Source organism: Gemmiger formicilis, assembly GCF_016900095.1.
GTDB lineage: Bacteria > Bacillota > Clostridia > Oscillospirales > Ruminococcaceae > Gemmiger > Gemmiger formicilis_A.
Genome location: NZ_JACJJP010000020.1, coordinates 1 through 13,328, shown reverse-complemented (window position 1 = coordinate 13,328; position 13,328 = coordinate 1). Strand labels below are relative to the sequence as shown.

At 56.3% G+C, this 13,328-nt stretch carries 14 protein-coding genes; 4 read left to right on the top strand and 10 right to left on the bottom strand.

Features of this window, described 5'->3' with window-relative positions; translation table 11 throughout:
• Positions 1-31 precede the first annotated feature (31 nt).
• Genes hslO through H6B15_RS10055 form a run of 5 tightly spaced genes read right to left on the bottom strand, consistent with a single transcriptional unit; the run spans position 32 to position 5,740 of the window.
• Positions 32-931, bottom strand: a complete 900-nt coding sequence (hslO, locus tag H6B15_RS10075) for an Hsp33 family molecular chaperone HslO (protein ID WP_204647864.1) — start codon at positions 929-931, stop codon at positions 32-34.
• A 3-nt stretch (positions 932-934) separates the two neighbouring features.
• A complete protein-coding gene (locus tag H6B15_RS10070; RefSeq protein ID WP_204647863.1) occupies positions 935-1,693 on the bottom strand; it encodes a class I SAM-dependent DNA methyltransferase in 759 nt (252 codons plus the stop codon).
• Positions 1,693-2,283, bottom strand: coding sequence for a ribosome biogenesis GTP-binding protein YihA/YsxC (yihA, locus tag H6B15_RS10065; RefSeq protein ID WP_204647862.1), 591 nt, complete (start codon positions 2,281-2,283; stop codon positions 1,693-1,695). Before yihA ends, H6B15_RS10070 begins: the two co-directional genes overlap by 1 nt.
• Positions 2,284-2,295: 12 nt before the next feature.
• On the bottom strand, positions 2,296-4,743 hold the full coding sequence (lon, locus tag H6B15_RS10060; RefSeq protein ID WP_204647861.1) for an endopeptidase La: 2,448 nt from the start codon (positions 4,741-4,743) through the stop codon (positions 2,296-2,298).
• The gene (locus tag H6B15_RS10055) at positions 4,736-5,740 is read right to left on the bottom strand and encodes a diacylglycerol/lipid kinase family protein (protein ID WP_204647860.1); all 1,005 of its coding nucleotides are present in this window, start codon (positions 5,738-5,740) and stop codon (positions 4,736-4,738) included. The genes lon and H6B15_RS10055 overlap by 8 nt, the downstream gene beginning before the upstream one ends.
• A gap of 202 nt (positions 5,741-5,942) precedes the next feature.
• Between H6B15_RS10055 and H6B15_RS10050 the strand changes: the two genes are divergently transcribed.
• On the top strand, positions 5,943-6,629 hold the full coding sequence (locus H6B15_RS10050; protein WP_204647859.1) for a DUF421 domain-containing protein: 687 nt from the start codon (positions 5,943-5,945) through the stop codon (positions 6,627-6,629).
• Positions 6,630-6,635: 6 nt separating this feature from the next.
• Here H6B15_RS10050 and H6B15_RS10045 read toward each other — a convergent pair whose 3' ends face one another.
• Positions 6,636-6,911 (bottom strand): YlmC/YmxH family sporulation protein, encoded by a 276-nt coding sequence (locus tag H6B15_RS10045; protein WP_204647858.1) that lies wholly within the window; start codon positions 6,909-6,911, stop codon positions 6,636-6,638.
• A 106-nt stretch (positions 6,912-7,017) separates the two neighbouring features.
• Between H6B15_RS10045 and H6B15_RS10040 the strand changes: the two genes are divergently transcribed.
• Positions 7,018-7,716: an HAD family hydrolase gene (locus H6B15_RS10040; RefSeq protein WP_204647857.1), complete on the top strand. Its 699-nt coding sequence runs from the start codon at positions 7,018-7,020 to the stop codon at positions 7,714-7,716.
• A gap of 42 nt (positions 7,717-7,758) precedes the next feature.
• Here the strand turns inward: H6B15_RS10040 and H6B15_RS10035 are convergent, their stop codons facing one another.
• Positions 7,759-8,538 (bottom strand): SigB/SigF/SigG family RNA polymerase sigma factor, encoded by a 780-nt coding sequence (locus H6B15_RS10035; protein ID WP_204647856.1) that lies wholly within the window; start codon positions 8,536-8,538, stop codon positions 7,759-7,761.
• 136 nt (positions 8,539-8,674) lie between these two features.
• Here H6B15_RS10035 and H6B15_RS10030 point away from each other — a divergent pair, with 136 nt between their 5' ends.
• A complete protein-coding gene (locus tag H6B15_RS10030) occupies positions 8,675-9,199 on the top strand; it encodes a hypothetical protein (protein WP_204647855.1) in 525 nt (174 codons plus the stop codon).
• 9 nt (positions 9,200-9,208) lie between these two features.
• Here the strand turns inward: H6B15_RS10030 and sigK are convergent, their stop codons facing one another.
• From sigK to H6B15_RS10015, 3 genes are all read right to left on the bottom strand, one after another.
• Positions 9,209-9,922, bottom strand: coding sequence for an RNA polymerase sporulation sigma factor SigK (gene sigK / locus H6B15_RS10025; RefSeq protein WP_204647854.1), 714 nt, complete (start codon positions 9,920-9,922; stop codon positions 9,209-9,211).
• A 17-nt stretch (positions 9,923-9,939) separates the two neighbouring features.
• Complete coding sequence (locus H6B15_RS10020; protein WP_204647853.1) at positions 9,940-10,806, bottom strand: sigma-E processing peptidase SpoIIGA; 867 nt, start codon at positions 10,804-10,806, stop codon at positions 9,940-9,942.
• A 163-nt stretch (positions 10,807-10,969) separates the two neighbouring features.
• A complete protein-coding gene (locus tag H6B15_RS10015; protein WP_204647852.1) occupies positions 10,970-12,364 on the bottom strand; it encodes a radical SAM protein in 1,395 nt (464 codons plus the stop codon).
• A 278-nt stretch (positions 12,365-12,642) separates the two neighbouring features.
• Here H6B15_RS10015 and H6B15_RS10010 point away from each other — a divergent pair, with 278 nt between their 5' ends.
• The gene (locus tag H6B15_RS10010) at positions 12,643-13,218 is read left to right on the top strand and encodes a TetR/AcrR family transcriptional regulator C-terminal domain-containing protein (protein ID WP_204647851.1); all 576 of its coding nucleotides are present in this window, start codon (positions 12,643-12,645) and stop codon (positions 13,216-13,218) included.
• Positions 13,219-13,328 lie beyond the last annotated feature (110 nt).

The following is a 13,328-nucleotide window of genomic DNA, read 5'->3' as shown; positions in this document are numbered from 1 at the left end:
AAGCATTTTCTCTCCATTTTTTTGAAAAAAATCAAACTTTTTTATTTTCCGCGTTGTCAGGCCAATTTTTCAAAAAATCATTCAAGTCAACACGGTAGATTTTGTCGCAAAACTGGCAATGCACCTCTGCCGTGGGATCTTCATCCCGCAATTTTTCCACTTCACTTTTGCCAAGACTTTTCAGCATACGGCGCACCCGCTCTTCACTGCAGTCGCAGTGGTAGACCACCGAGCTGGTATCCAGCACTTCGGGCGCAAAAGTGTCCAGAGCCATATCCAGCATATCCTGCACGCTCTTCCCCTGCTCCATCATGGAGGTCACACTGGGCATGGCGGCAATGTTCTTTTCCAGCTGGTCGATCTCGCTGTCTGTGGCTCCCGGCAGCAGCTGCACAATAAAGCCGCCGGCGCAGCGCACACTCAGATCTTCGTTGACCAGCACGCCCAAAGCGCAGACGGTAGGCGTCTGCTCACTGACAGCAAAGTAGCGGGTCACATCCTCGGCGATCTCGCCGGAGACCAGCGGCACCTGCCCGATATACGGTTCCCGCAGCCCCATATCCCGGATCACATCCAGGGTCCCGTCATGGCCCACGGCACTGCCCACATCCAGATGCCCGTCAGCCCGCGGGGGAAGCTCCACAACGGGGTTTTGCACGTACCCCTTCACATGACCTTCCCCGTCGGCAACGGCCATCAGACGGCCCGCAGGGCCGCCTCCCTTGATCTGCAGCGTCAGAGAGTCCTTGCTGCTCTTCAGCATTGCCCCCATCATGGCCGCCGCCGTCAGAAGGCGTCCCAGCGCCGCCGTGGTAACAGCGCTGGTCTTGTGCATGCGCTCCATTTCGCGCACGATTTCGGTGGAATCCACCCCATAAAATACAATGCCGCCGTTTTCGGAAATTCCGCGCAGCAAATTATCCTGAGCCATGGTTTACTTCTCCTCTTGTGTATAGCGTTTGACAGCCGTGATGATCCAGCGCTGGCTGTCCTGGCGCACGGGGCCGAAATCCTCTCCGTCCGCCACCCGCGCCACCGTGAACCCATATTTGTCCAGCAGTTCCTTTACGGTGGGCAGCGGATAGCTGTACTCGGAAAATTCCTCTTTCCATACGTCCCCGGTTTCTTTTTCCCGGATTTCGATGGAAATATCCACCCGGCCGCTGGCCGCATCGTATCGGTTGGTCCAGTGGCACAGGGCGTCCTCAGCATCCAGATCAAAGGTCTGGCCGCCCAATACTTCGGCGTGCTTATACGGTGTGTTCAGATCAAAGAGGAACACACCGTCCTTTTCCATAAAAAAGGCCGCCTTGGCAATGGCTTTTTCAAAGTTTTCCAGCGGGCCGATGTGGTTGTAGGTATCAAAGGTGGACACCGCCGCCCGAATGGTCCCGTACAGATCCAACTGCAAAAGGTCCTGCTGCAGCAGCAGGACCCGGCCCGTCATGCCCAGCTCGTCCGCCTTTTCCCGCAGAACACTGAGCATTTCTTCCGACCGGTCAATGCCGATCACATCATATCCGGCCTGGGACAGCATCAGAGTCAGTTCCCCGGTGCCACACCCCAGATCGGCCAGCAGCCCATCGGTTACGCCGTGGGCTGCCAGTTCCGAAACAACATACCGATACAAGGCGCCGTAATCCGCCGCCTCGTTCAGTTCATCATAAAAGTACGCAAATTCGTTGTACGCCATCAGTCCGCGGCCTCCAGCTGTGCATCCAGGCAGGCCCGCACTTCCTCCACGCCGGTGCCTTTTTCGGCACTGGTGAGGAAGACCCGGCGGCAGCCGTACTCGGCGCAGATAGCCTCAAAGCGGGCCTGGCAAGGCGCCAGCTCCGACTTCTTCAGCTTGTCCGCCTTGGTCAGCACCACCACGAAAGGAATGCCATGATACCGCAGATACTCCAGCATCTGGCGGTCGTCGGCACTGGGATCGTGGCGGCAGTCCAGCAGCTGGACCAGCAGCTTCAGCGGACGGCCGGCCTCAAAGTAGCCGTTGATCAGCTCGTCCCAGCGGGCACGCTCAGCGTTGGAGACCTTGGCAAAGCCGTAGCCGGGCAGGTCCACAAAATAGGCAGTGTCCACCCGATAGAAATTGATGGTAGCCGTTTTGCCCGGCGTGGCACTGACACGGGCCAGATTCTTGCGGTTGCACAGTTTGTTGATCAGGCTGGACTTGCCCACATTGGACCGTCCGGAGAAGGCAAATTCCGGGCGGTCGGCTTCGGGCAGCTGGCTGGAAATACCATAGGAAGCCTGAAATTCACTGCGATTGTAATTCATGCCCACCCTCCTTTACATCACGGTAGCGGGCTCTTTGGCCGCCGAAGCATCCGTTGCGATGAGCTGGGTGGCCGGCGGTACCGTGACCGACGCGCGGGGCGTAGCCACGGCGGGACGGATCAGGGCTTCTTTCAGGACCTGAGAAAGATCGCTGACCGGAATAAACCGGATGGCCTTTTTCACTTCCTCATCCACTTCATACAGATCGGATTCGTTGTCCTTGGGAATCATCACGGTGTGGATGCCTTCCCGGTAAGCCGCCATGCTCTTTTCCTTCAACCCACCGATGGGCAGAACACTGCCGTGCAGGGTAATCTCGCCGGTCATGGCCAGGTCATGGCGCACCGGCAGACCGGACAGCGCCGAAATCAGGGCCGTGGTCAGGGTGACACCCGCAGAGGGGCCATCCTTGGGAACAGCGCCTTCCGGTGCGTGGATATGCAGATCAATGTTCTTGAACGCATCGGCCGCAATGCCGTACTGCTGGGCATGAACCCGGGCATAGGTAACCGCCAGGTGGGCGCTCTCCTTCATCACGTCCCCCAAGCTGCCGGTCAGCTCGATCTTACCTGCGCCGTTGGGAATCACACTGACTTCCACCGGCAGCATCTCGCCGCCCACGCTGGTCCAGGCCAGGCCGTTGGCAATGCCCACGGCGTCACTGCGGGAAATGAAGGTGGGCTTGACCTTTTCGGGACCAAGCAGGTTTTTCAGCATGGGTGCGGTCACACTCATATGCTCTGCCTCGCCGGAAGCGATTTTCAGGGCACACTTGCGCAGCACCGCCGTGATGGTACGCTCCAGGCTGCGCACACCAGCCTCCCGGGTGTAGCTGTCGATAACGGCATAAATGGCCCCGGAGGTCAGGTTGACCCGTCCGGTCAGGCCATTGTTCTTCAGCTGCTTGGGCAGCAGGTGCCGCTTGGCAATATTGTATTTCTCCACGCGGGTATAGCTGGGCAGCTCAATCACATCCATACGGTCCAGCAGCGGCCCCGGAATGGTGGATGCGTCGTTGGCCGTGGTGATGAAGAGCACATCGCTCAGATCAAACGGAATATCCAAGAAATTGTCCTTAAAGGTACGGTTCTGCTCCGGGTCCAGCACTTCCAGCAGGGCACTGGCCGGATCGCCCCGGTAGTCCCCCGCCAGTTTGTCGATCTCATCCAACAGGATGACCGGGTTGGCAGACTTGGCGCTGATCATGGCGTTGATGATCCGGCCGGGCATGGCGCCGATATATGTACGGCGATGGCCGCGGATTTCCGCCTCATCGTGCACACCGCCCAGACTCATGCGGGCAAACTGCCGGTCCATGCAGGACGCAATGGACCGTGCGATGGAAGTCTTGCCCACGCCCGGAGGGCCTACCAGGCAGATAATCTGCCCCTTGACCTCGGTGTTCAGTTTGCGAACAGCCAGCAGTTCCAGGATGCGCTCCTTGACCTTGCGCAGACCGTAATGGTCCTTGTCCAGCACACGGCGGGCATGGGCCTGGTCGTAGTCATCCTTGGTATAGGTATGCCAAGGCAGAGACAGACAGGTATCCAGATAGCCGCGGATGACACTGATTTCCGCCGCGTTGCCCTGCATGCGGGCCAGGCGGTCGCATTCCTTCAGCAGCTTTTCTTCGCTCTCCTGCACCAGATGCAGGGCCCGGATCTTCTCCCGGTAATTGTCGGCCTCAGCCCGGGTATCCTCGCTGTCACCCAGTTCCTCGCTGATAATGTGCATCTGCTCCCGCAGATAATAGTCTCGCTGACTCTTGTCCATCTGGACATTGACCTTATCGTCGATATCCTTCTCGATGGACAGGATGTCGCACTCCTGGTGCAGCAGAACCAGCAGCTTTTCCAGCCGGCCCAGCAGGGTGGATTCGTTGAGAATGGCCTGCTTGTCCTCATACTTGAACAGCAGATTGGCGGGCATGTACTCGCTGAGGTACAGCGGACTGTCCGAAGAGACAATGTTATAGACAATGTCCTTGGAAATCTGCGGGCTGTAGGAAAGATACTCCTCAAAGCAATCCTTCAGACTGCGCACCAGCGCTTCGGTCTGGTTGCGCTTGGCCGCCGGAATGCCGCGCACCGGCGCGGTACGCACTTCGGCCATGAGATACTTGCCGGTATCGTCCAGTGAAAGGAGCTTGGCGCGGGTTTTGCCTTCCACCAACACCTTGACCAGCTCATCGGAAACACGCAGCACCTGCTTGATTTCGGCAATCACACCGAAGCTGTACAGATCGGCAGCGGTGGGTTCCTCGGTGTCGGTCTCCTTCTGGGCAACCAGGAAGATGCTGCTGTTGCCGTGCATGGCAGCTTCGATGGCTGCAATGGACTTGGCGCGGCCCACTTCAAAATGGATGATATTGTTGGGAAACACCACAAGCCCGCGCAGCGCAATGGCCGGCAAATGCACGACATTGTGGGTCACCTTGATTTTGACCTTCTGTTCAGACATTCTTTTCCCTCCCGGGGACAGAGTCCCCTGCCATGCACGGGTCGACCCCGGCAAGAACAGTTTGACTTTTCAGCACCGTGGGCGGCAGCAGCAGACGCAGCCTGCCCGGTACATTTTCTATATCCAGATGCCGCACCGGCCGGCATTCGCCGTCCAGCGTGGCAACAATGGGGCGTGAATCCAGCACATCCAGGCTGACCCGGTGTGCTCGGCAAACAGACATCCAGCGCGTGAGCGACGGAAGTACGGTTCCGTCTTCCCGCAGATGCTTTCCTTCCCGGTACAAAGCCAGCACCGACGCAATCCGCAGACGGGACATGGGCTTTACCAGCACCACATCCAGCAGACCGTCGTCCATTCTGGCGTATGGAGCCGCCATGTACCCGCCGCCGTAGAGCCGACCGTTGCACACAGCCATCATCATGTAGGTGCCCGTGTGTTCCTCCCCGTCAATGGACAGCCGCAGCCGGTGTCCGAACGGAGACAACATGGCTTGTACAATGGACAACGAGTAGGCCATGGTCCCGCCGCATCCCGGCAGGCGCCGGAACTTGGGGATTCCGTAGGCTACCTGGGCATCCACACCGGCAGCGCAGATAGCCACGCCCACCCCCAGATTGGTCTGCAGGGCATCCGAAACCACCGGCACAGCCTGCAGTTGGGTGTTCATATCCAGGAAATCCTCTGCCGCACCAAAATTGCGCACAAAATCGTTGCCGCTTCCGCACGGAACACACCCTACAGCCACAGTTTCCTGTCCGGCAGCGGCCTGCAGAACCTCATTCAGGGTACCGTCTCCCCCGCAGGCATAAATGTGCACTTCCTGGCCGGAGCGGGCCAGTTTTTCGGTCAGCTGACGGGCCTGGCCGGCATACTCGGTACACAGGATCTCCGGGGTCATTCCTGCCAAGGAAGCCGCCTGCTGGATGGCCGGAACCAGCCAGTGACTGGCATCTTTTTTGCCCGCCACGGGGTTGATGATAAAGACCTGCTGCAAGGCGGACACAACCTTCCGTTCCTGTGTTTTTTCGCCGGTGTACAAAAATACAATGTATATTGTAGCGACTTTTTCGTCAAATAGCAAGGGACTGGTATAATATGTTACAAAACGTACAAAATATTGAAATAAAGTCTTCGAAATGCCTGTGACAATGACTTTGCGCATCGGCTTAAAACGCTGCAGGAAGGATTTTGTGCGTATGGAAATCACGATGGAGATTCTTCAGGTCGTCCTTTTCAGTTTTGTATCTCTGGTGGTCATGTTTATCACCACCCGTTTGGGGGGCAAACGCCAGATTTCCCAGATGAGCATCTTCGATTATGCCAACAGCATCACGGTGGGATCCATCGCTGCTGAAATGGCCACCAACCTGGAAAGCTGGTATCGTCCCTTTACCGCCTTGATTGTATACGGACTTGTCACCTGGCTGGTTCACTATGGCGCTTGCAAAAGTATATGGCTGCGTGTGCTCATTGACGGGCATTCCATTGTACTGATGAAGCATGGTTCCATCCGAAAAGAACAGTTGGGCAAAGCCGGCATTGACCTGAACGAGTTTCTCGCACAGGCCCGGGTTTCCGGGTATCACGACCTGAATGAGCTGGACAGCGCCATTCTGGAAACCAACGGTCAGATCAGCTTTTTGCCGCGCAGTGAGTACAAGCCCGCAGCCGCCACAGATGTGGGAGTCTCCCCTGCGCCCGCTTCCCTCTGGTATGACCTGATTCTGGACGGAAAAATCATGGAGGGGAACCTGACGGAATGCGGCCGCGACAAAGCCTGGCTGCAGCAAAAGCTGCACGCAGAGGGAATCGGCCAGATCGGGGAGGCATTTTATGCCGCCTGTGATGAAAACGGTAATTTTTATGCCTGCAAAATCGGGTAAAGCCTCTCAGCCGAAGCACCGGCGGCGGGGGTGCTGGGTTCGTCCGGGCGCCGGTTGTACATCCACCATGATTACATCGGCACCGATGCTCTGCACGTCTTTCCAGGCAATTTCCAGGTCTTCGTCCCGACCGAACAACCCCAGCCAGTGTGGCCTGCCCCGCAGTACCAGATGGCTGATTCTGGCTGTTTCCTGCTCAAACACCACATCGTCTACCCGGCCCAGGTTTTCGCCCGACTGAATCTGAATCACATCTTTTTGGCTCAACTCATAGACAGTCATCTCGTCTCCTCCTCTCAGAATTTACTATATGCACCGGATTGGGGTTTGTTTCTTTTGCCATTTCCGTGTATAATAGGAGCAACATTCCATGCGGAGGACAACATCTATGTACAAAAACATCATCTTCGATCTTGGCGGGGTCGTTGTGAACTTTACCCCGAAGGATTTTTTGATGGACCGTTTTATGAATAAAAAGGCCGAAGATATTGTATACACGCTCACCTTCGGCAGCAAAGAATGGGAAGACCTGGACCGGGGTGTGATCTCCCGCGGCACCGCCAACCGGATCATGCTGGAAAATGCAGCCAGGTGCGGGCGCACTTTTGAAGTGCAGACAGTCATTGACGAATGGGAGTCCATTCTGCAGACCAACCAGCGCACCTTAAAAACCATGTGCAAGTTGAAGCTGGCCGGGTACCGCCTGTATTATCTGTCCAATATTGCGTCGGATACCTTCGAGGAAATCAGCCGTCGGGACTTTTTCCCGCTTTTCGATGGCGGAATCGTCTCCTGTGATGTGCATGTCTGCAAGCCGGATCCCCAGATTTATACCCTGCTGATGCAGAAATACCATCTGGCTTACGATGAGTCCATCTTCATCGACGACAACAAGCAAAATGCCCAGGCAGCCTACAACCTGGGAATCACCGGTATCCTGTACAAAAACCACAAATCTTTTGAGCGCGCCTTGCGTCTGTGCAAGGTGGAACTGCCGGATTCCCGCAACATCCGGGATCTGATTCGGGCCAAAAAGCGGGAGCAGGAAGAGTCCCAGCGTGCCGCACAGCAGCAACAGCAACAATAAAAAGAGTCCCACGGACGTTTGCCGTGGGACCTTTTTTTGTTGTCAGCCGCAGGAAATCTGTTCCCGGATCCGGCACAGGGCGTTTTTCTCCAGCCGGCTGACCTGCGCCTGGCTGATGCCGATTTCCCGCGCCACCTGTACCTGGGTTTTGCCGGCCAGATACCGCAGGGAAATAATGCGCCGTTCCCGTTCGGACAAGGCCCGGACGGTATCCTTGAACATGATGCCGCTGATCCAGCTGTCCTCTCCGCCGGCTTCGGGGACCCGATCCATCAGGCATACGGAATCCTCCCCGTCGCTGTAAGCCGGCTCGGACAGGCTGGCCGGTTCCACCACCGATTCCAGGGCCATGGCCACATTTTCCGGCGCGGCCCCCACTTTGCTGGCGATTTCGGAAACGCGGGGTTCCCGCCCGGTCTGCTTCTGCAATTCTTCCCGGGCGCGCATGGAATGGTACGCCAGGTCCCGGATGGAACGACTGACCCGCACCGGTGTATTGTCCCGCAAAAAGCGGCGGATCTCTCCCACAATCATGGGCACCCCATAGGTGGAAAAGCGGACTTTCAGGGTGGGATCAAAATTATCGATGGCCTTGATCAGCCCGATGCACCCCACCTGGAACAGATCATCCAGATTCTCTCCCCGTCCGGCAAATTTCTGTACCACGCTGAGTACCAGACGCAGGTTTCCCTGGATCATCTGCTGCCTTGCTGCGGCGTTGCCGCTGCGGGCCGCCAAAAGAAGTTCCGTTTTCTGCCGTTCGGTCAAAACCGGCAGCTGTGCGGTGTTTACCCCGCAGATTTCTACTTTTCCTGCGTACATTTCAGCCAATCCTCCCCTGTCTGTTTGTACAGACAGTATGGGCAAAGTCAACTGTACGCAGACAGGGACCGGACTGGTAAATTCTGCACAAAACCGGGACCAGCTGCATACTCTGACGCAAAGGAGGTCGATCGGTATGCCCGAATTCGTATGGTTTTATCTTTTCCTGCTGGCTTCCGCCCTGTTTGTGGCTACGGCAGCCGCCCTGTTTGTGACCCTGCACCCCGCCACCGACACAGCCGATACCGGAAACGTACAGCAAGAATACACTGCGCCCAATTATGCCCGCACAGCCGGCTTTGCCATCACATCACACCCCGACAGTGAAATTCTGGTCCCCCACCGCATGTGGCTGATCAACCACGGAACCGCTGAGATTGAATACGTGATCACCCCGGACAATTTTGCTCGTCTGCGTGCTGCCCCCACCGGTACGATGGATATCCCGGATGAATTCACCGACCAGGAATATGAGAGCGTTCAGTCTTATCTCATTGACGACATCACCGTGATCCAAAGTCAGTCCCCGGGGCGCAACGGCATGCTGCAATGGACCAGGGACGGCTTCGACTTTGCCCTGTTTGCCGAGACCCCAGAGATGAACCTGCTGGGAGGTGTGGCCACGGATTTTGTGCGGCAAAGTTCGGCGGCTTCGTTCTGAGCTGCCCGCTCACACCACCGTTTCGATTTCCCGCCGCAGCCGTTTGATGATCCGCTTTTCCAGGCGGGAGATGTAGCTCTGGGATATCCCGATGCTGTCCGCCACCTCCTTCTGGGTGTGTTCACTTTGTCCGTTCAGGCCAAACCGCATTTCCATAATGATGCGCTCCCGCTCGGACAATCGTTCCACCGCCTGGCGCAAGGCCACCCGTTCGGCGGTGCGCTCCAGCTCTTCCCCCACTTCCCCATCGTCACTGGTCAACACATCCATGAGCAGCAGTTCATTCCCGTCGGAGTCTGTGTTCAACGGCTCGTCGATGCTGGCATCCTGGCGACGGTTGGAACTTTTGCGCAGATACATCAGGATCTCGTTTTCAATGCATCGGCTGGCATAGGTGGCCAGCTTGATGTTCTTGCCCGGCTCAAAGGTATTGACCGCTTTGATCAGCCCTATGGTCCCGATGGAGATCATGTCTTCCACCCCGGCGGCAGGACTTTCAAACTTTTTGGCAATGTACACCACAAGGCGAAGATTATGTGTGATCAGGGTGTCCCGGGCGCCCGGCTTTCCCGCCGCCAGGTCGGCAAACACCTGCTTTTCGGCCTGTGGATCCAGCGGAGCAGGTAAGGTGTCCGGCCCGTTGATATAATACAGCTCCTGGGGCATTCCCAATCGCAGAAAAAGCTGGCTCAACGCCTGTCCCACCATCCGAAACGGTTTCATATGCACCCTCCCCCTCATCATAGAAAGTCACTGCCATACAACGCTTCATACCCGCCCAAAAAGGGCTGCTGTGTAAAAGCCACAGCCGTACGCCCCAGCGCCAGCACGCCGTTTGAGGTGATCAGTCCGATCTGACGTACCGAAAACCCGGGCAGCACGCTGGGCCCTGCCGCCGTGGCGCAGGGAATCAGCCGGAGCGTCAGCCCTTCCATCCCGGTGTCCGGATCCTTGCCGGAAAACCATCCGTCCAGAAACCGGCAGACCGCTTGCGGCAGACGGGAACGGGCATCCGGATAGCTGACCAGCAGCACAGGCAGGCAGGTCACCGGGTCCTTGAGATGGCAACCGGTATCCAGAGCTGCCCGCAGGCGCACTGTGGCGCCGCACAGTTCCAGTTCGATTCCCGCTGTTTTCTCCTGTCCCCGGGGTGCAGCAAGGAAATGAAGAATAATCCATACCGTCAAGCTGCACAGTCCGGCCAGAAAAAGAAGAAGTACCGGAGAAATACGCAGGTAGACCACCAGGTTTCCGGTTTGCAAAAGGTCTGTTCCCGTCTGCAGGATGGCCAGAACGCACAGCCCGGCCAAAAGCAGATTCAGCGCCGTATACCAGCACACCGCCGTCAGGTATGCCCGCACCGGGCGAAGCCCAAAAGCCGACCACACAATCATGGCTGCGGTCCCCAGCTTATAGGCCAGCTGAGCCGCGTAAGGCAGCTCCGGCGCAAACAGGATCAGCGCTGACAGCGCCGCCAGCACCGACGCTGCCACCATACGCGGAAAGCTCGCCTGACGCCCCGCCAGAAGTCCGGCTGCGGACAGCAACGCATACGCCGTGAGAAAGTTTGTCAAAAGAAGGATATCCAGGTATATGACTGTTTTCACCACGGCACCGTCCTTCCCCTCGCGTTGATATACCCAGTGTATGCCTGTCGGCGTGAGAAAATGCGCAAAACGCGCAGCAATACAAAGCGCCCTGCCGGGCTCTGGGTGAGCCGCGGCAGGGCGCTTTGTGTATGCGAATCAGGGGATTGTCAATGGCAGGTAATCAGGATTTCACAGCGGGATGATCTTCTGCCCAGAGTTTGTCTGCGGTGGGCGTCCACTGGTCGGCATAAGGCTTGCAGCGGCGATACACGTCAGAAGTGGACTCGGGCTTTTCCAGATCGGTGCTGTGGGCACCGCTGCGCTCCACCATCCCGGCCAGATACTCCGGATTTTCCAGCATGGGGCAGGGACGCAGATGATTCTTGTTGAAGGGCTGTCCCTTGTGATATTCCCGGAACAGCGGCTGCTGGAGGCATTCCAGCAGAGATTTCTCGTGAATATTGGCGCCGGAGTAGTGAATGAACACACAGGGCTCCACATCGCCATTAGGGTTGATGTGGGCATACTGGCGGCCGCCGGCAATGCAGCCGTCCACGTATTCGCCGTCATTCTGGAAGTCGATGCAGAAAATCGGCTTGCCGCCGGTCAGACCGCGGATTTCGCGGACACGATGGTACATGTATTCCCGCTGTTCATGATTCAGCATCAGATCCACGCTGGCGCCGGCACCAATGGGCATGTAATGGAAATACCAGTTGAAGCGAACACCGTGATCGATCAGCATATCCATGAACTCATCGCTGGTGACAGCCTTGTAGTTGGCGCTGGTGTAGCAGATGGAGGTGCCGAACAGCAAGCCGTGCTTCTTCATCAGATCCATGGCGTGCATGACCTTCTTGAAGACGCCCTCGCCGCGGCGGTCATCGGTGGCATCCTCAATGCCTTCCACAGACAGGAAGAAAGCCATATTGCCGACCTTCTTCACAGCTTCGCAGAAGTCGTCGTCGATCAGAGTACCGTTGGTGAACAGGTGGAACACCGATGTCTGGTGTTTTTCTGCCAGTTTCAGGATATCGTCCTTGCGGCACATGGGTTCCCCGCCGGTCATCATATACCAATGAATTCCCAGCTCTTCCCCTTCGGTCACAATGCGGTCCATATCCTCATAGCTCAGGTTCAGGCGATTGCCGTACTCGGCCGCCCAGCAGCCTTTGCAGTGCAGGTTGCAGGCCGAGGTGGGGTCAAACAACAAAATCCAGGGCATGTTGCAGTCGTACTTTTCCCGCAGCTCGCACACCTGGTTGTAGCCGCTGAGCATTCCTTCAAAGACAAGGTTCAGCACGTTCATCCTCAGGACGTTGGGGTCAATTTCATTGATGGCGCGATAGGCAAACTGCATCCATTTTCCGTTGGGATCCTGCACCAGCTTGCGGGCGGCATCAAAAGCGCTGGCGGGATAGCGGTCTTTCAGCAGAGGCTCCCCCAGGTCGATCAGTTTCACAGCGTTTTCGGCCATTTTTTCGGTACCTTTCCCCCGCACCGCGTGAATGGTCGCATCGATGGCAGCACTGAACGCCGCGCGTTGTGCTGCGTGTACAATCTTATTGGTTGGCATAACCATCTCTCCTTTTTAAAAAACAGGAGTCCCTCCATTTTTGTTCCAAAATCGACATATCTCCTGTTTTTACGCCTATTTTAGCGCAAAATTCAAACCATTGTACATGGTCAAAACGGTGGTTTTGTGCAAAAAGCGACAGCCTCCGGGACAGAAAACGGGCAAAACAAGGAGAAGTGCCTGACTTTATTTTTTCGTAATTATGGTGTAATATAAGTAAATATTGTCCTTGTGTTGTCCCTGTTCTTTGTCTGCCGCTCCGGAAGGAGGACCGTACCATGCCAAAAACCAGCCGAACCAAATTATTGCTCGCCGAAAGTCTGCAGCAGCTGATGCTCGCCATGCCGCTGGAGAAGATTTCCGTGAATGACATTGTGGAAAAGGCAGGCGTAGGCCGAAACACCTTCTATTATCATTTTGCGGACAAGTATGATCTGGTCACCTGGTATTTTCAAACCGGAATCACTCCGTTCCTTTTTGAACACACCAAGTATGGCAGTTGGCAATCCCTCCTGATCGGCCTGGAAGAATATTTTCGCCAGAACAAAGTGTTTTATAAAAACGCGCTGGCCTACACCGGCCAGAACAGCCTCATGGAATACATATATGACTTCATGAAGCGGTATTATCACCAGCGCCTGTTGGAATGCCGTCCAGGTATGCGTTCCGAGGAACTGGAATTTCTGTCCCGCTTTTTGTCCGGTGCCGCCATGGGTGTTCTGATGCCCTGGATCCGGGACGACATGAAAGGCGATCTGTCCGAACAGACACAGTATCTGATCGCTCTGCATGACGAAAATCTGCTTTCCGAATTGCTGGACGGCACGCCTCTTGCGGAATCCGAACAAAAATAAAAAGCATCCCGCCGCCGGAACGATGAACAGGTCCGTAAAAAGTAGACAATAGACAAAAAACCTCCCCGTGTAGGATAATAGAACTACACGAGGAGGTTTTGCTATGCCCA

Bases quoted from the DNA above. Each gene is read 5' to 3' on its own strand.
- sigK (WP_204647854.1), bottom strand. From the start codon at position 9,922: ATGAAACCGTTTCGGATGGTGGGACAGGCGTTGAGCCAGCTTTTTCTG.
- H6B15_RS10045 (WP_204647858.1), bottom strand. From the start codon at position 6,911: ATGACTGTCTATGAGTTGAGCCAAAAAGATGTGATTCAGATTCAGTCG.
- H6B15_RS10010 (WP_204647851.1), top strand. From the start codon at position 12,643: ATGCCAAAAACCAGCCGAACCAAATTATTGCTCGCCGAAAGTCTGCAG.
- hslO (WP_204647864.1), bottom strand. From the start codon at position 931: ATGGCTCAGGATAATTTGCTGCGCGGAATTTCCGAAAACGGCGGCATT.
- H6B15_RS10070 (WP_204647863.1), bottom strand. From the start codon at position 1,693: ATGGCGTACAACGAATTTGCGTACTTTTATGATGAACTGAACGAGGCG.
- lon (WP_204647861.1), bottom strand. From the start codon at position 4,743: ATGTCTGAACAGAAGGTCAAAATCAAGGTGACCCACAATGTCGTGCAT.
- H6B15_RS10030 (WP_204647855.1), top strand. From the start codon at position 8,675: ATGCCCGAATTCGTATGGTTTTATCTTTTCCTGCTGGCTTCCGCCCTG.
- H6B15_RS10040 (WP_204647857.1), top strand. From the start codon at position 7,018: ATGTACAAAAACATCATCTTCGATCTTGGCGGGGTCGTTGTGAACTTT.
- H6B15_RS10015 (WP_204647852.1), bottom strand. From the start codon at position 12,364: ATGCCAACCAATAAGATTGTACACGCAGCACAACGCGCGGCGTTCAGT.
- H6B15_RS10050 (WP_204647859.1), top strand. From the start codon at position 5,943: ATGGAAATCACGATGGAGATTCTTCAGGTCGTCCTTTTCAGTTTTGTA.
- yihA (WP_204647862.1), bottom strand. From the start codon at position 2,283: ATGAATTACAATCGCAGTGAATTTCAGGCTTCCTATGGTATTTCCAGC.
- H6B15_RS10035 (WP_204647856.1), bottom strand. From the start codon at position 8,538: ATGTACGCAGGAAAAGTAGAAATCTGCGGGGTAAACACCGCACAGCTG.